Origin of the sequence: Clostridium sp. Marseille-P7770 (assembly GCF_902143525.1) — a bacterium.
Classification (GTDB): Bacteria; Bacillota; Clostridia; order Lachnospirales; family Lachnospiraceae; genus Pilosibacter.
Genome location: NZ_CABFVC010000004.1, coordinates 337,808 through 354,523, shown reverse-complemented (window position 1 = coordinate 354,523; position 16,716 = coordinate 337,808). Strand labels below are relative to the sequence as shown.

Sequence of the window (16,716 nt, the reverse complement as noted above, 5' to 3'; positions counted from 1 at the left end):
CGTTACGATCAGTGAAAATAAACTGGAACTAACTGAAAAAATGAATTAAAATAATGGCAGTTGGAAAGAAAACGGCTGCTGGACATGCAGGATCAGGGAACGCCGGGCCGAAAGGATCGGCGTTCCCTGCATATCAAGGACAGGAGGAATTTTTCATGAAACGCAGTGAGATCAACGCAGCTTTAAAAGAAATGGAACAGATGATCAGGGAGTATCGCTTCGCGATCCCGCCATTCTGCAATTTCACACCGGAAGAGTGGAAGGAAAAAGGCCATGATTACGACGAGATCCGCGACAACATGTTAGGATGGGATATCACGGACTACGGTCTCGGGGACTTCGATAAGGTCGGATTTTCCCTGATCACGATCCGCAACGGCAACCTGAAGATGAAGGACAAATACACAAAGACATATGCGGAAAAACTCCTGTACATCAAAGAGGGACAGTATTCCCCGATGCACTTCCACTGGTCAAAGATGGAGGACATCATCAACCGCGGCGGCGGAAATGTTCTGATCCGTGTATACAATTCCACAAAGGATGAGGACCTTGACAAGGTGAACGATGTCCATGTCCATGTGGATGGCAGAGAGATGGTCGTTCCGGCCGGCACCCAGGTGCGCCTGACTCCTGGCGAGAGCATCTCCATCTACCCGTACATGTACCATGATTTCGAGGTGGAAGAGGGCAGCGGCCCGGTTCTCTTAGGCGAGGTCAGCCAGTGCAACGACGACAACGTGGACAACCGCTTCTACGAGAAAATGGGAAGATTCCCGAAGATCGAGGAGGATGAGGCGCCGTACCGTTTGCTCTGCAACGAGTATCCGGAGGCAAAATAGATGACAGATCAGAAAACGTTGATGGCGGTCTGCGGGAACATGGAGCAGATCGCCGGAGTCCGCCGGATCGAATTTCAGGACGGGCGGGCGTCGGGACTCCGCTGTGCGCTTGTGGAAAACGGGCCGGTGGAGATGCCGTTAATGATAGATAAATGCCTGGACCCGGCGTGGATCCGGTATAAAGGGATCAATTTAAGTCTTCTCACAAAACCGGGACTTCAAGGGAGAAATCCCTATGATACTGCGGGAGACGAGGCGGTGCGCTCCATTATGGGCGGCGCAATGTTCACCTGCGGTCTTGGAAATGTCCATGGAAACCGGGTGGTGGACGGTGTGGAGTATCCGGTTCACGGACGGATGAGAACAACTCCCGCGGAAAAGATCTCCATGGACGCGTTCTGGGAGAACGGGGAGTATAAGATTTTGGTGTCCGGGGAGATGCGGGAGGCACAGATCTTTGGTGAAAACCTGGTACTCAGACGAACGATTGAGACGACTTACGGCAGCCGGGAGATCGTATTCACGGACGAGATCGAAAATCAGGGCTTTGAGAACCAGCCGCTCTGCTTTCTCTATCACTGCAATGCCGGATATCCGTTTCTGGTGCCGGGGCTGCGGATCGTGATGCCGTCGATCATGACCGGACCGCGCGACGCGGCTGCAGAGGCAGGAAAAAGCCGCTGGAACGTCATGGATGAGCCGGAACCGGGAGCTCCGGAGCAGGTATTCCAGCATGAGCTGGCAGCGGATCATAATGGAAATACGTTTGCGGCGTTTGTGAATGACGAGCTGCAGATCGGACTCTGTATCCGGTTTGAAAAATCGGCGATCCCGTACCTGACCCAGTGGAAGAGCACGGCGGCCGGAGATTTTGCGATGGCGCTGGAGCCGACGAACTGCGGATTTGACGGGCGGGCCGGAAAGACGCAGAGTTTAAAGCCATTTGAGAAACATGAGAACCGGATCCGATTCCAGATCCTGGACGGAAAAGACGAGATAAAACAGCTGGAAGATGAGTGCAGGGAGGTATTGGAATGTACGATGTGATCGCTCTTGGTGAGCTTCTGATCGATTTTGCGGCAAAGGAGACGGATGCGGACGGATATCCGACTATGAAGGCGAATCCGGGCGGTGCACCGGGAAATTTCCTTGCAGCGTTAAATAAATATGGAATGAAGACGGCATTTCTCGGAAAAGTCGGGGATGACGCATTCGGAAAGCTCCTCTTAAAGACATTTGAGAAAGCCGGGATCGAGACAAAGGGGATCGTGACTGATCCGTCGGTGTTTACGACGCTGGCGTTTGTGACCTTCTCGCCGGAGGGGGATCGTTCCTTCAGCTTTGCGAGAAAGCCGGGAGCGGATACGAGACTAAGCTTTGAGGAGATCGACCTCGCGATGATCGATGAGGCGTCGGTCTTCCATTTCGGAACTTTAAGCCTCACGGATGATCCGGTCCGCACGGCGACGAAAAAATGTGTGGAATATGCGAAAGAGCATGGAAAGCTTATCACCTTTGATCCAAACTTAAGACTTCCGCTCTGGGAGACAACGGACGCGGCAAAGGAGCAGATCTTATGGGGGCTGGCCCATGCGGATGTTGTGAAGATCAGCGATGAGGAGGTGGAATTCCTATGGGGAATCAAGGATGAGAAGGAGTCGGCAGAGAAGCTGCTCGACGAGTTTGGAATCCGCCTCGCTATGGTCACTATGGGACCTAAGGGAGCGTATCTTGCAAATCAGAATGGCGCTGCCTACGCGAAGTGCCCTAAGGTAAAGCCCATCGATACGACAGGAGCCGGGGATATCTTCGGCGGAAGCGCGGTGTCCAGACTGTTAAAGACAGGAAAAGCGCCGGAAGAGCTCAGCACGGAAGAACTTGGATTTATCGGTCAGTTCGCCTGCACGGCGGCAAGCATCTCTACGACACAATCGGGCGGGATTCCGAGTATTCCGGAGGAAGAGGCGGTTCTGGCCCGGATGTAAAGAAAGACAAATTCGGTTTTTTATGGAAATTCTGCTGTACACATCTTCGGAATCCCGATATAATTCAAATGTCAGGGCAGCAGGTCCAGGCGGGCAGGCTGCAATGACGGTATTATGAAGATCGATCGATTATCTGGAGGGTGTTATGACAGACACAAAGGACAAGAAGAGAGAAAAACTTGGAATTCTCTGCTGCACGGCGGGGGCGACGAGCTGGGGACTTTCAGGAACCTGCAGTGAGGCGCTGTTTTCCCAGTACCCGGTAGATACGACGTGGGTGACGGCGGTGAGAATGACATCAGCGGGGATCATATTGCTGATTTTTGCGTTTGCGAAGCACAGTCTGAATCTGAAAGGACTTGGAAAAGACAAAAAAGGGCTTATAGAGATCGTTCTGTTTGCCATTGCGGGTCTGGCGCTCTGCCAGTACGCGTACCTCAGTGCCATCAAATGGACGAATTCCGGAACCGCGACAGTGATCCAGAATCTATCCATCGTATTTATCGCAGTCTATGTCTGCATGACCACAAGGACAGCACCGGATAAACGGACCGTATTCTGCATTATTCTGGCGCTGTTTGGTGTCTGGCTCCTCGCCACCGGCGGAAAGCCCGGAAACATGGAGCTCACACCGAGGGGACTCTTCTGGGGACTCATGGCCGGAATCGGAGCGGCAAGCTACTCCCTGCTTTCCAGAGCACCGGTAAAACACCGCGGAAGTATCCCTGTATCCGGAATGGGGATGTTCATCGGCGGGCTCGCCCTGTCCCTGATCGCCCAGAGCTGGAAGATCCCGGCAGGTCTGGACGGACGGGCGATCCTCTATATGGCGGTGATCGTCCTGCTTGGGACTGTCGGTGCGTTTACGTTATTCCTACAGGGGATCGCTCTGGTAGGTCCCGTAAAAGCGGCACTCCTGTCCTGTCTGGAACCATTGACCGCGGCAACCTTGTCCGTTGTCTGGCTGCACTCCAGCTTTTCTCCGACGGATCTGATCGGGTTTGCGTGTATTCTGGCAACGGTGGTGCTGATGAGGTAGAGAAAAATTACGGGCTTTTTCCGGATGGACGTGTATTTCTGTTATCGTGGACGGTGAGGATCAGGACGGCAGACAGCCGGAACATTTTACATGTTTTAACCGTATGTCCTACCTTTAGTTTGCCAGATTTTTACTTTACAATTCCTATAAAAAAATGGTATACTGCTGTGGGCGGAAAAAGATATCTGCACGCAGCAGTTTCTTTTTTTGCGGAAAATCATAAAAATCAGAGATCTAACGGAGGTGAATTGCATGGATAGTTGCGATAGTACAGGGCGAAGTACGAAATGCGGTGTGGCATACAGAGAGACGCAGGATGCGGCTATCGGTGCAGTGACAGAAAATCTCCGGTAGCTGGATTCCATATTGAGATGTCTCGAGAACACCGCAAGGGAACGGCCTGTCCATCACAGCGATGTATGGTTGGACCCCGCCAGGAATTATCCTGGGCGGTGTTCTTTTTGTTGCCGAAATTCAGGCAATTCGATCAGGAGGCGTGAAGATGCGCATAGTCCTGATGATAAGAAGTAACTGGATGGATAAAAGACAGTTACAACGGAAAAGGAGGCAGAAATGGAAACAGAAGTTTTAAAAGAACAACACTATGTGGAAGAACTGGTTGAGATCATCCGCAGCGGACTTCCGAAAGAGGAGCTGATCGACCGGTTATCCGATTATCATGATAACGATATCGCGGATGCCCTCACAAAGCTGACACCGGATGAGAGGCGGGAACTCTATCCGCTGATCGGCGTGGAGCGGGTTGCGGAGATCTTCGCATACTTAGATGATGCGGAGCCGTACCTGAAGGAGCTTCCGATCGAGAGCGCCGCAAAGATCGTCTCCGAGATGGACTCCGATGATGCGGTGGATGTCCTGGAAGAGATGGACGCGACGACGAAGCATAAGATCGTTGGTATGCTGGATAAGGAAGCCAGCGAGGATGTAAGACTCCTGTTCTCATACGATGAGGATGAGATCGGTAGCCGCATGACCACCAACTTCATTATGATCCACGATAACCTGACGATCCGCCAGGCAATGCGGGAACTGATCGAGCAGGCGGGAGAGAACGACAATATTTCCACGATTTATGTGATCGATGACGAGGATAAATTTTACGGAGCGATCGATCTGAAGGACCTGATCATCGCAAGAGAGTATACGAACCTTGAGGACCTGATCAGCCACTCTTACCCGTATGTCAAGGACCATGAAAAGGTTGCAGACTGTATCGAGCAGATCAAGGATTACGCCGAGGATTCCATCCCGGTACTGCAGGAAGACGGAACCATCGCCGGTATCATCACATCTCAGGATATCGTTGAGGCCGTGGATGATGAGATGGGCGAAGATTACGCGAAATTAGCCGGTTTGACTGCGGAGGAGGATCTGAACGAGAAGCTGACGGAGAGCGTGAAAAAGAGACTTCCGTGGCTGGTCATTCTGTTATTCCTGGGCATGGTAGTATCTTCCGTTGTGGGCGCTTTTGAGTCTGTCGTTGCGGTGATCCCGATCGTCATGTGCTTCCAGTCCCTGATCCTCGACATGGCAGGAAACGTCGGAACACAGTCCCTGGCTGTTACGATCCGTGTGCTTATGGATGAGGAACTGACCGCAAAGCAGAAGCTTATGCTTGTTGTGAAGGAGATGAAGATCGGCTTCGTGAACGGACTGTTTCTTGGGGTTATGGCGTGGCTTTTCCTCGGAATCTATATCTGCGTGATCAAGGGATATCCGATCCATCATGCGCTGCTTGTCTCCGGATGTGTCGGAATCGCGCTTGTGACAGCGATGGTGATCTCCAGTATGGTCGGCACACTGATCCCGATGTTCTTTAAGAAGATCAACGTAGACCCGGCGGTTGCGTCCGGCCCGCTGATCACGACGGTGAACGACCTTGTCGCAATTGTGGTTTATTATGGACTGGCGATGCTGTTTCTGGTTGATCTGCTGCATGTGACGGGCTGATATCAGATGAAATAAAAATGTGAATAAATATAGAAAAAATGGGCGATCCTAAGGATATCAGGATGGTCCATTTTTTATGCAGCAGGAAATTTCGAAAAATTCTCTGTTACATAAAAAGACACACTCTTTTTTATTCCGGGAATTGCCGATAAATTTATGGTAACGACAACTTTTTTCAATTGAATGTTTTGGCATACGATCCTCTTGAACTGAAAATGATGCTATGATAAAATCATGATGGTTAGAAAAAACTAACTAAAATACTGGCTGGCATTTCCTAAACATGTGCTGGTGGTTGATTTCGCAGGTGGACAGATCAATAGATCACGTCGTTTTTTCCTGCCTGATCCGGGTGGGAGAGTAACTGGCGTTGATACTCGAAAGGAGCTTATGATGATGAATTATCTGGAAATTGAGAAAGTCATTGGAAGGGAGATCTTAGATTCCCGTGGAAATCCCACGGTTGAGGCAGAAGTATATCTGGCAGACGGAACCATCGGGAGAGGAACCGCGCCGAGTGGTGCATCTACCGGCGAGTTCGAGGCGCTGGAGTTAAGAGACGGAGATAAGGCTCGTTACGGCGGAAAAGGTGTGACAAAGGCTGTTGAAAATATTAATACAATTATCAACGAGACCCTGACAGGCATGGACGCATCTGATATCTACGCAGTTGACCGTGCCATGATCAAGGCAGACGGAACAAAGGACAAGTCAAAGCTTGGCGCAAACGCGATCCTTGCGGTATCCATCGCCTGCGCGCGCGCTGCAGCCATCTCCTTGGATATTCCGTTATACAGATTCCTCGGCGGAATAGGCGGAAACCGTCTTCCGGTTCCGATGATGAACATCATCAACGGCGGCTGCCATGCACTTTCCTCCGGTCTTGATGTTCAGGAATTTATGATCATGCCGGTGGGCGCTCCGTCCTTCAAGGAGTGCTTAAGATGGTGCGCAGAGGTGTTCCATGCGCTGGCTGCGATCTTAAAAGAGCGCGGACTTGCAACATCTGTAGGCGATGAGGGCGGTTTCGCTCCGGCGTTGAAGTCTGATGAGGAAGCGATCGAGACGATCCTCGAGGCAGTAAAGAAAGCCGGATATGAGCCGGGCCGTGACTTCAGGATCGCTATGGACGCGGCATCCTCCGAGTGGAAGACAGGAAAGGTCGGCGAGTACAAGCTCCCAAAGGCAGGAACTGTCTATACATCCGAGCAGCTGATCGAGCATTGGAAGAAGCTTGTTGAGAAATATCCGATCATTTCCATCGAGGATGCCCTTGATGAGGAAGACTGGGAAGGCTGGAAGAAGCTGACTGCAGAGCTTGGAACGAAGGTACAGTTAGTCGGCGACGACCTCTTTGTTACAAACACTGAGAGACTTTCCAAGGGAATCAAGCTTGGCTGTGCAAACTCTATCCTGATCAAATTAAATCAGATCGGTTCCGTATCAGAGACCCTGGAGGCGATCAAGATGGCACACCGTGCCGGCTACACAGCAATTTCCTCCCACCGCTCCGGCGAGACCGCAGATACGACCATCGCAGATCTCGCTGTTGCCCTCAACACCTGCCAGATCAAGACGGGTGCCCCGTCCAGATCCGAGCGTGTCGCGAAGTATAACCAGCTTCTCAGAATCGAGGAAGAGCTCGGAGAGAATGGGGTATATCCGGGAATGGACGCATTTCATGTAAACTAAGACAGATTTATAATATAAAATAGATATTCTCCAACTAAAATTTAAGGTATGATTGCACGAAGAGATCCCCGACGGCTGATGAGGCTATTGGGGATCTTTTTTTCAAAAAATTAACACAATATTTTCACAGGCTTTTCACAAACGTTTCCTAATCTATAAAATAGATAGTGACGATGTGTTATAAATGGAAAGGAAACGGAGAAAAACGGTTATGATGAAGGTTGGAAGGCGGATCGGGTTATTTCTGGCGGCGGCGCTTATACTTTCCGGATGCAGCAACAGTGCGTCAGGAATCGGGAGCAGCGCGGCGCAGACGGAAGCAGAGACAAGTCAGGCGGAGACAGAGCGTGCCGGGGAGACGGCGGTGACATCGCTGCCGCAGATCGACTCGACAAAATGGCAGTATAATTCTGATGATAAGGTATACTGGCAGACAGGAATCTCCTACTGTGAGAATCCGGCAGATGAAAACTATGAGACACTTGGAATTTTTGTTCCGGCAGCGTACATGAACGCGAAGGACAATGGGGACGGAACATTTACCTGTAAGATCAATAACCAGGTGGCAGTTAAGGGCTACACGGCAGATTCCGCGCCTATTGTAATTCCGGTCAACACACCCGGATATTCCGCAATGGAGGCTCCGACAGACTATGTGGCAGATTCCGTATCTTACACGAGCGCCGGATTTATCTATGTGGCAGCGGGCTGCCGCGGACGTGATGCAGGTGCACCGGCGGGAGTGACGGATCTGAAAGCTGCGATCCGGTATATCCGCTATAATGACGGTGTGATCCCGGGAGACGTGGATCGGATATTTTCCTTCGGCATGAGTGGCGGAGGAGCCCAGAGCGCACTCTTGGGAGCAACCGGCGACAGCGAAGATTATGAGCCATATCTGACAGCCATCGGCGCGGTTTCCGGCATCAGCGACGCGGTAACCGGCTCCATGTGCTGGTGCCCGATCACGGAACTCGATTACGCGGATGAGGCGTATGAGTGGAATCTTGGGAGCACAAGAACGGACCTTACGGAGCAGGAACAGACGCTGTCAAACGGAATGGCAGAGGCATTTGCGCAGTATATCAATGATCTTGGGCTCAAGGATTCTTCGGGAAATGTGCTGACATTGACGGAGTCTGAAGAGGGAATCTATCAGTCTGGCACATATTATGAGTATCTGAAAGGTGTGGTGGAGACATCACTGAATAATTTCCTGGAAGATACCACGTTTCCGTATACAGTGGAGACGAAAAAAGGTCCGCGGGGCGGCGGAGGACGATCGGACGGCCAGAAACCGGACGGAGCGCCGCAGGGAGAAAATAGTGGTCAGAAGCCGGATGGAGCACCGCAGGACGGAAACGGAATGCCTGATGACATGCAGAAAGACGGTCAGAAGGATGGACGACCGGACGGAGATGCAGCTTCGGATAAAGGAAACGGCGCTCCTGATTTCTACGCCATGGACGGAGTAGACCGCAATCTCTCCACAGGCGGCGTGACACTCTCCGGTACCTACGAAACTGCCCAGGACTACATCGATGCCCTGAATGCGGACGGTACATGGGTCAACTATGACAGCGCAACCAACACGGCGACGATCACCAGCATCGCGGATTTCACGAACGCATGCAAGCGTGCCTCCAAAGGAATCGGTGCGTTCGACGCCCTGGATGAGAGTCAGGCAGAAAACACTTTATTCGGATATGGCGATGGAACGACATCCCACTTTGACGCCACACTGGCAGACCTCTTAAAGGACGACGAGACCTACGGCGCGGCATTCACAGAGGCGATGGAAAAGACCGATTCACAGGGAAATACTGTAACTGAGCGTGGAAATATGTATAATCCCCTGTACTATCTGTCCAGCTATTACGACGGTTACCAGAAATCCACCGTTGCCGACTATTGGCGTATCCGCACCGGAATCGCCCAGAGTGACACTTCTCTCACAACAGAAGTAAATCTGGCGTTGGCGTTGAAAAATTATGGCGCAGATGTGGATTTTGCGACAATCTGGGGGGAAGGCCATACGATGGCAGAGAGCACTGGGGACTCTGTGACGAACTTTATTGAGTGGGTTAATAAGTGCTTGAAATAAAAGTCTTAGATTAGGATATGATCAAAAAGGCCGATATGTCAAACCACTGTGATGGAAAGAGATATCGGTCTTTTATGTTCGCAGACGTACATCAGGTAAACGCTGCCAGTGGTAGGTTGTGCAGGTGATTATTCAAGTCGAACGTCCGTGAGACATGGCGCGTGATTCTGGTCAGCAAAGCTGACATATTCCATACAGAATCACTGCGCATCCTCGCGGAGCGTTTTTGTTAATTATAAAAGCTGCGATGAAATTTTGTGCATTAGAAGTCCTCCTGCTATCATGGATACGACATACAGCAGATTCCCCCAGAAGATACCAGCCGTACACGCGATTTCGTGGAAAACCGGCTGCGAGGACGGATGGAATGGGGATATGTAGAACATGTCAGCGTCAGCGGTGGGACCTGCGGCGATGTTGATCACACAGGCAATTACACAGCATAGGAAAAAGAACGGAAGAATATCCATATAATCCCGTCGTTCATGTGCGGCGATGCCTGACATACAGGATAAAAGTCCAAGGAAGAGCAGAGTAAAATGCCAGAGGAAGCCATGGAGCGTCATCGTCCAGTACGGATGCATGAGTCCTGGAGGCACAGCCAGGGCCATGATTCCGCCCAGCAGCCCGAAATCCTGAAGGAAGGTGGCGGCGCGGCGAAGTGTTTTTTCGGAGTGAAGGAGCGGTGCAGCAAGACAGATGTACATGGGAATGCTGCAGAGCTGGAATGGAAAATACCACCAGTCGAAATGCCCGTGAAATTCGATGACATATAAAAATGCCTGCTTATAGAGTTCCATGAGTGCAAGAAGTACTCCACAGGAAAAGAGAATATGGCGGAAATACGGTTCAGGCGATGCCATGGACCGTATTTTTTTCCCGAAAAACCGCGCAAAAGAGACCGCAAATCCTGCCCCAAAGACGGTCAGCAGAATGTGAAAGGCAGAATAAGGCACCGGGGGTGTCATCGGCCATGCGGTCATGCGCAGGATGGACTGGAGAAAACTGTACATATAAGGACCTTCTTTCAAAAGGATCGTATCCTGAAAATATTCGTAATTTGCCCGTTTCTCTTTGAAAAATGGCTGCTTACACATGTTTGGGCGGGGATCAGGGTTAAAAATCCTCCTGCAGGCAGGCTGGTGTCGGGCTTCGGACCTTTTGCCCCTGACATCACAAATATTAATGCGAAATGAGAGATCTGTCAAACCTCACGGACGTTCGATTTGATTTTGGATTCTTTGATAGTCTGTCTGGAAATGTCATATTTTATATGGTAAGATAAAAGAAAACTGCGGGGAGTGCGTATGGTGACAGGCAACGGAGAAAAACGATTTCATGACCAGATATCATGGCTGATGTTTCTATTCAGCATATTTGTGATCTGGGTCCACTCTTATAATGTGGATCTGTTTTCCGGCGGGGCGCAGGATGGGATATGGAGCCTTGCGGACCGGATCGAAAATTTCGTGTCGGTGAGGCTGGGACAGATCGCCGTTCCGGGCTTTTTCCTGTTGTCATCCTACCTATTTTTCCGGAACTTTTCCTGGGAGAAGTTGACCGGAAAATGGAAGAGCCGGATCTTCAGCGTCCTGATCCCCTATGTAGTCTGGAATATCATCTACTATCTGGGCTATATGGCAGCATCCCGGTTTCTCGCCATACGATCCGTGGTCGGACGTGACATCATTCCATTTTCTGTGCAGGAGATCTGGCGGGCGGTCTCGCAGTATGCGTATGCGCCAATCTTCTGGTATCTTTATCAGCTGATTTTCCTGATCATCGTGTCACCGATGATCTATGCACTTGTTAAGAATCGGGCGGTCGGTCTTTTCTGGATCGTGGGACTTGTGTTTGCGGTGCATCTCCACCTGGATATGCGCCATCCGAATACGGATGCCCTGCTTTACTATTCGGTTGCCGCATACTTTGCAGTCCATCGGCGCGGGCTGGTGGAGAGAAGCATGGAGGAAGAGGCAGCCGGATGGAAGGCAGATCATGGAACGAAAAAAAAGAAAGCTGCCCCAGAGGATAAAGATGGAAATGCAGCCAGTGTCATCCCGGCTCATGTGAGAAGGCGTTGTTTTGCAGAAGGTCTGGCGGGAGTCATGATCTCTGTATTCTGTTACAGGAGGATGATGGCACCCGAAGCGGCCGTCCTCTGGACCTGTTTTTATCGTATGGCTGTGCCGATGACGTGCTGGGCCTTTGCCTGTGGAGTGCGCCTTCCGAAGATCCGTCCATGGATGCGCCAGAGTATGTTCCTCTATGCGATCCACTTTATCGTGGTGCGTTTCGTAAACAAAGGAACTGCCGTCGTGACGAGAAGTCTTGCAGGTACGACAACAGCCGCCGGAATCTCTCTGGTCGTCTATTTCCTGCTTCCGGCAATCGCAGTTATTGTCTCTTACATTCTCGCCAAATTCCTCGTCCGCTTCCTGCCAGGGGGGTGGAGAGTATTGTCTGGAGGGAGAAAACTGGAAGGATGACAGCGCACATGGGAAAGCCATTAATTTTATAAAAAGGAGAAAATTATGCTGAGAGATAACGTAAGAAAATACTATCTGGAACAGGATTACAATTGTGCGGAGACGATCTTAAGATGTATTGACGAGGAATACGGGATCGGTCTTACGGAAGACGATTTCAAGCTGGTCAGTGCGTTTGGCGGCGGAATGGGATGCGGCTCCTCCTGCGGTGCATTATGCGGTGCGATGGCAGCGCTGGGACGGCTGACGGTAAATACCCGTGCCCATGCGACCGATGGTTTTAAGGATACATGCGCAGACCTTGTAGATGAATTCCGAAAGAAGCTTGGAAACACAGACTGCTCAGAGCTGGTAAAGATCTATAAGAAAGACGATGTGCGCTGTCTGGAAACCGTCTGTCTTGCAGCAGATGTATTTGAAGAGTTCTATAAAAAGAACATTGCCAGATAGGATCATGGCACCTGCAGGTCGGCTGCTTTTGAGCAAAACCGGTCCATTCCCGGGGCAATTTATTTGTGAATATGTGGACAAAGGCACTAAGAATAAAAAAGCCTGTGGATAACCTGCAAAAATCATGAAAAACCGCGGAAAATATACTTGCATTAGCAGTATGCATATGCTATAATAATTAAGCTGTTCTGGCGGAACAGGACATATGGCTGTAAAGCTGTATTATTTTTTATTAACGTAACGTGACTGTCAGTCATGTACCAAAAATTTTAAAGAGGTGAAAATCATGAAACAGGGAATCCACCCAAATTACTATCAGGCCAAGGTCGTTTGTAACTGCGGTAATGAATTTGTAACTGGTTCTACCAAGAAAGACATTCACGTAGAAATCTGTTCCAAATGCCATTCATTCTATACTGGTCAGCAGAAGGCTGCTTCCGCTCGCGGACGTATCGAGATGTTCAACCGTAAGTATGGTATGAAAACAGACAAATAAGGTTTGATTAGTGAAAGGTTGAGCTTTTGGATAACTCTGAAAACTCAGCCTTTTTTGTCATACAGGGAATCAAGGAGAAAAAATCAACGCAAGCTTGCTTGCAGGGGATTTTTTCTCTTTGATTCCCGCACAAACATGAACAAGCAGCCATTTTTCGTAAGAAAAATGAGCGGATTGTGAATGCTTGTGGAGAATCGCGGGAGCACGAAGTGCGGAGCGATTCGTGTATGACACTATGAGACATATATGGAGGTAAAATCTTGAAATATTCCGGTATCGGGGGACAGGCAGTATTAGAGGGTATCATGATGAAGAACAAGGACAACTACGCCACGGCTGTCAGAAAGCCGGACGGCGAGATCGTTGTCAAGAAAGATACCTATGTGAGCATGACAGAAAAAGTAAAGTTTTTCTCCCTGCCGTTTGTGAGAGGAATCTTTAGTTTCGCGGACTCCATGATCCTGGGAATGCGTTCCCTGACATGGTCGGCAAGCTTCTTTGAGGACGATGAGGAGGACGAGGAGCCGGGAAAGTTCGAGAAATTTTTGATCGATACATTTGGTGAAAAAGTAGATAATGTCGTTATGTCGGCGGTGATGGTATTCTCCATCTTTATGGCGATTGCGATCTTTATGGTACTCCCGCTTTTGATCGCGGGAATCTTCCGGAAATTTATCCACTCTGAGACTGTGATGGCGATTCTTGAAGGCTGTATCCGAATTGCGATTTTCATCACCTACATTAAGGTGATCTCACGGATGGAGGACATCAAGCGGACGTTCATGTACCATGGATCGGAACATAAATGCATCAACTGTTTAGAGCATGGTCTTGTGCTCAACGTGGAGAATGTAAGAAAAAGCTCTAAAGAGCATAAGCGCTGCGGAACGAGCTTTCTTCTGATCGTTATGGTGATTAGCATCCTGTTCTTCATGGTGGTCCGTGTGGATACGATCTGGCTTCGGATCGTCAGCCGGATCGTCCTGATCCCGGTGATCGCGGGTGTCTCCTATGAGGTGCTCCGCCTTGCAGGAACCAGCAATTCGAAGATCATGGACATCGTCAGTCGTCCTGGCATGTGGATGCAGGGACTTACGACAAAGGAACCGGATGACTCGATGATCGAGGTAGCGATCGTCGCGGTAGAGACCGTGTTTGACTGGAAGAAATATCTGGAAGAAAATTTCCCGGAGCAGTATCCGGCAGGATATTTTGAGAGAGAAGATCAGACAGGGAAGAACGCGCAGGAGATAACGGCATGAGCGAGATGAAGAACGCTGTCGGGGCTGGAACAGGCCGGTCCGGAGATGATCCATGCGCGGGAAATAGCGTGCGTGAATTTAAGATCTGGGCAGATGTCCTGAACTACGGAAAAAAGATCTTAAAGAATGCGGGGATCGTGGAGGCGGATCTTGACGCCTGGTACCTGTTTGAACAGATCTTCGGAATTTCCAGAGCGCAGTATTTTCTTTGTGCAAGGGAGAACATCACCGGAAGCACGGCACAGAAAATGGCTGCTCAAGAGCAGACTGGTAATTCTTTGGAGAGCAAAAACGCGCTGGACTGTGTAGAACTGTGGCTGAAAGAGAAAATGTCAGCGTATGAGAACACATTGGAAAAACGCGCGTCCCGCATCCCGCTCCAGCAGATCTTAGGACAGCAGGAGTTCATGGGACTCACATTTTTCGTGAATGAACATGTGCTGATCCCGAGACAGGACACAGAGACACTTGTGGAGCTTGTGTTAAATGAGCAGAAAGATAAGAATATTTCGATTCTTGATATGTGCACTGGATCCGGATGTATTGCCGTGAGTTTAAAGAAGCTTGGCGGATATGCCTGCGTGGAAGGCGCGGATATCTCGGAAGAGGCGTTGAAGGTTGCGAAAAGAAATTCAGAAGAGATTCTTGAAAACAGCGATGTAAACAACGATGCAGTCAGCAGCAGGACAGAACAAATACAGAATTGCACGAATCTGATAAACAATCAGAATAAACAGGATAATTCTGAAGAACGCATGGTTTCTGAAGTCTGCACGGTGCCGCAGACAGGTGTAACATTCCGCCACAGTGACATGTTCAGTGCTTTTCCGGAGACAGAACGATTCAACGTGATCGTCTCCAACCCACCCTACATCCCCAGCGCAGTTATCGAGGAGCTGGAACCGGAAGTACGGGACCATGAACCCCGGGGTGCTCTTGACGGGACTGCGGACGGACTTTATTTTTACAGAATTCTGGCAGAAGAATGTGCCAAACATCTGACGCCGGGAGGACATGTGTATTTTGAAATCGGATATGACCAGGGGATGGCGGTGAAGGAACTGCTGGATAACCATGGTTTTAAGGATACAAGAGTGATTCAGGATCTGGCAGGAAAAGACCGCGTCGTGTGCGGAGCCTGGCAGACCGTAGGCGTATGAGGAGGTTTTATAGATGTTTGACCGTTTGGATGATATGTTACGGCATTACGAAGAACTGATGCTGGAATTAAATAACCCGTCGGTGGCGGAAGACCAGAGAAAATTCCGCAAGCTGATGAAGGAGCAGGCAGACCTGGCACCGATCGTTGATGCGTACAAGCAGTACAAGCAGGCGAAACAGGATGTGGATGACAGCCTGGCACTTCTCGACGAGGAGAGCGACGAGGAGATGAAGGAACTTGCGAAGGAAGAGCTTGCCGACGCGAAGAAGAGGATCGAGGAGCTGGAACAGGAGTTAAAGATCCTGCTTCTCCCGAAGGACCCGAACGATGAGAAAAACGTTATTGTTGAGATCCGTGCCGGTGCAGGCGGAGACGAGGCAGCGTTATTCGCTTCCGAGTTATACCGCATGTATGTGCATTACGCGGAGAGCCAGCACTGGAAGACAGAGATGATCAACGTCAGCGAGAGCGGGATCGGCGGCATGAAGGAAGTCGAGTTCATGATCACCGGTCATGGCGCTTACTCCAAGTTAAAATACGAGAGCGGTGTTCACCGTGTACAGCGTGTCCCGGAGACCGAGTCCGGAGGAAGAATCCATACGTCCACTGCGACGGTTGCAATCATGCCGGAGGCAGAGGAGTTCGATGTTGTGATCGATGACAAAGATATCCGTATCGATGTCATGCGTGCGTCCGGTAACGGTGGACAGTGTGTCAACACCACTGACTCCGCGGTGCGCTTAACCCATATTCCAACAGGAATCGTGATCTACAGCCAGACTGAGAAGTCCCAGCTGCAGAATAAGGAAAAAGCCTTCCGCTTACTGCGTTCCAAGTTATACGATATGGAGCTTGAGAGACGTCAGAATGAGGAAGCGGCAGAGCGCCGCAGCCAGATCGGTACCGGCGACCGCTCCGAGAAGATCCGTACCTACAACTTCCCGCAGGGACGTGTGACAGACCACAGGATCAAGCTGACACTCTATAAGATCGATGCCATCATGGACGGCGATATTCAGGAACTGATCGACAGCCTTATCGCGGCGGATCAGGCGGCGAAGCTTGCGAAGATGAATGAGAACTAATTAAAAAATACCTTCGAGGATCAGAAATAATCTTCGAAGGTATTTTTTTATGTAACAGGAAATTCCGGGGAATTTCCTGTTGCATAAAAAGGCACTGACGTGCCAAAGATGCGCACTCGCGCGAAGATGTAAACTGTCG

The 16,716-nt window shown here is 50.2% G+C and carries 14 protein-coding genes; 13 read left to right on the top strand and 1 reads right to left on the bottom strand.

The features are described 5' to 3' along the window. Positions 1-155 precede the first annotated feature (155 nt). The 7 genes from FN001_RS11730 to FN001_RS11700 all read left to right on the top strand — a co-directional run bounded on the left by FN001_RS11730 (position 156) and on the right by FN001_RS11700 (position 9,633). Positions 156-842 carry a D-lyxose/D-mannose family sugar isomerase gene (locus FN001_RS11730; RefSeq protein ID WP_118530200.1) on the top strand — a complete coding sequence of 229 codons (687 nt, stop codon included), beginning with the start codon at positions 156-158 and terminating at the stop codon, positions 840-842. Further along, on the top strand, positions 843-1,889 hold the full coding sequence (locus FN001_RS11725; RefSeq protein ID WP_142411934.1) for an aldose 1-epimerase family protein: 1,047 nt from the start codon (positions 843-845) through the stop codon (positions 1,887-1,889). Further along, entirely contained in the window at positions 1,877-2,827 is a 951-nt protein-coding gene (locus FN001_RS11720; RefSeq protein WP_142411933.1) for a carbohydrate kinase family protein, read from the top strand. The genes FN001_RS11725 and FN001_RS11720 overlap by 13 nt, the downstream gene beginning before the upstream one ends. A gap of 145 nt (positions 2,828-2,972) precedes the next feature. Next, positions 2,973-3,866 (top strand): DMT family transporter, encoded by an 894-nt coding sequence (locus FN001_RS11715; RefSeq protein ID WP_142411932.1) that lies wholly within the window; start codon positions 2,973-2,975, stop codon positions 3,864-3,866. Between the two features lie 573 nt (positions 3,867-4,439). Beyond that, a complete protein-coding gene (mgtE, locus tag FN001_RS11710; RefSeq protein ID WP_142411931.1) occupies positions 4,440-5,837 on the top strand; it encodes a magnesium transporter in 1,398 nt (465 codons plus the stop codon). Positions 5,838-6,233: 396 nt separating this feature from the next. Next, entirely contained in the window at positions 6,234-7,529 is a 1,296-nt protein-coding gene (gene eno, locus FN001_RS11705; RefSeq protein ID WP_142411930.1) for a phosphopyruvate hydratase, read from the top strand. Positions 7,530-7,740: 211 nt separating this feature from the next. After that, positions 7,741-9,633, top strand: a complete 1,893-nt coding sequence (locus tag FN001_RS11700; protein ID WP_142411929.1) for a subtype A tannase — start codon at positions 7,741-7,743, stop codon at positions 9,631-9,633. A 233-nt stretch (positions 9,634-9,866) separates the two neighbouring features. Here the strand turns inward: FN001_RS11700 and FN001_RS11695 are convergent, their stop codons facing one another. Continuing rightward, on the bottom strand, positions 9,867-10,601 hold the full coding sequence (locus tag FN001_RS11695) for a TMEM164 family acyltransferase (protein ID WP_486463518.1): 735 nt from the start codon (positions 10,599-10,601) through the stop codon (positions 9,867-9,869). A 339-nt stretch (positions 10,602-10,940) separates the two neighbouring features. Between FN001_RS11695 and FN001_RS11690 the strand changes: the two genes are divergently transcribed. From FN001_RS11690 to prfA, 6 genes are all read left to right on the top strand, one after another. Continuing rightward, positions 10,941-12,122: an acyltransferase family protein gene (locus FN001_RS11690; RefSeq protein ID WP_142411927.1), complete on the top strand. Its 1,182-nt coding sequence runs from the start codon at positions 10,941-10,943 to the stop codon at positions 12,120-12,122. Positions 12,123-12,167: 45 nt separating this feature from the next. Beyond that, positions 12,168-12,572 carry a C-GCAxxG-C-C family (seleno)protein gene (locus tag FN001_RS11685; RefSeq protein ID WP_142411926.1) on the top strand — a complete coding sequence of 135 codons (405 nt, stop codon included), beginning with the start codon at positions 12,168-12,170 and terminating at the stop codon, positions 12,570-12,572. Between the two features lie 286 nt (positions 12,573-12,858). Further along, positions 12,859-13,068: a 50S ribosomal protein L31 gene (gene rpmE, locus FN001_RS11680; RefSeq protein ID WP_015552500.1), complete on the top strand. Its 210-nt coding sequence runs from the start codon at positions 12,859-12,861 to the stop codon at positions 13,066-13,068. Positions 13,069-13,328: 260 nt separating this feature from the next. Further along, entirely contained in the window at positions 13,329-14,330 is a 1,002-nt protein-coding gene (locus FN001_RS11675) for a DUF1385 domain-containing protein (RefSeq protein ID WP_142411925.1), read from the top strand. After that, a complete protein-coding gene (locus FN001_RS11670; RefSeq protein WP_243122002.1) occupies positions 14,327-15,490 on the top strand; it encodes a HemK/PrmC family methyltransferase in 1,164 nt (387 codons plus the stop codon). The genes FN001_RS11675 and FN001_RS11670 overlap by 4 nt, the downstream gene beginning before the upstream one ends. Before the next feature lie 13 nt (positions 15,491-15,503). After that, positions 15,504-16,577 (top strand): peptide chain release factor 1, encoded by a 1,074-nt coding sequence (gene prfA / locus FN001_RS11665; RefSeq protein WP_142411924.1) that lies wholly within the window; start codon positions 15,504-15,506, stop codon positions 16,575-16,577. The last annotated feature ends 139 nt before the right edge of the window (positions 16,578-16,716 follow it).

What these genes read in the sequence shown, in the direction of transcription:
- FN001_RS11730 (WP_118530200.1), top strand. Translation starts at nt 156, where the DNA reads ATGAAACGCAGTGAGATCAACGCAGCTTTAAAAGAAATGGAACAGATG.
- FN001_RS11725 (WP_142411934.1), top strand. Translation starts at nt 843, where the DNA reads ATGACAGATCAGAAAACGTTGATGGCGGTCTGCGGGAACATGGAGCAG.
- FN001_RS11720 (WP_142411933.1), top strand. Translation starts at nt 1,877, where the DNA reads ATGTACGATGTGATCGCTCTTGGTGAGCTTCTGATCGATTTTGCGGCA.
- FN001_RS11715 (WP_142411932.1), top strand. Translation starts at nt 2,973, where the DNA reads ATGACAGACACAAAGGACAAGAAGAGAGAAAAACTTGGAATTCTCTGC.
- mgtE (WP_142411931.1), top strand. Translation starts at nt 4,440, where the DNA reads ATGGAAACAGAAGTTTTAAAAGAACAACACTATGTGGAAGAACTGGTT.
- eno (WP_142411930.1), top strand. Translation starts at nt 6,234, where the DNA reads ATGAATTATCTGGAAATTGAGAAAGTCATTGGAAGGGAGATCTTAGAT.
- FN001_RS11700 (WP_142411929.1), top strand. Translation starts at nt 7,741, where the DNA reads ATGATGAAGGTTGGAAGGCGGATCGGGTTATTTCTGGCGGCGGCGCTT.
- FN001_RS11695 (WP_486463518.1), bottom strand. Translation starts at nt 10,601, where the DNA reads ATGACACCCCCGGTGCCTTATTCTGCCTTTCACATTCTGCTGACCGTC.
- FN001_RS11690 (WP_142411927.1), top strand. Translation starts at nt 10,941, where the DNA reads ATGGTGACAGGCAACGGAGAAAAACGATTTCATGACCAGATATCATGG.
- FN001_RS11685 (WP_142411926.1), top strand. Translation starts at nt 12,168, where the DNA reads ATGCTGAGAGATAACGTAAGAAAATACTATCTGGAACAGGATTACAAT.
- rpmE (WP_015552500.1), top strand. Translation starts at nt 12,859, where the DNA reads ATGAAACAGGGAATCCACCCAAATTACTATCAGGCCAAGGTCGTTTGT.
- FN001_RS11670 (WP_243122002.1), top strand. Translation starts at nt 14,327, where the DNA reads ATGAGCGAGATGAAGAACGCTGTCGGGGCTGGAACAGGCCGGTCCGGA.
- prfA (WP_142411924.1), top strand. Translation starts at nt 15,504, where the DNA reads ATGTTTGACCGTTTGGATGATATGTTACGGCATTACGAAGAACTGATG.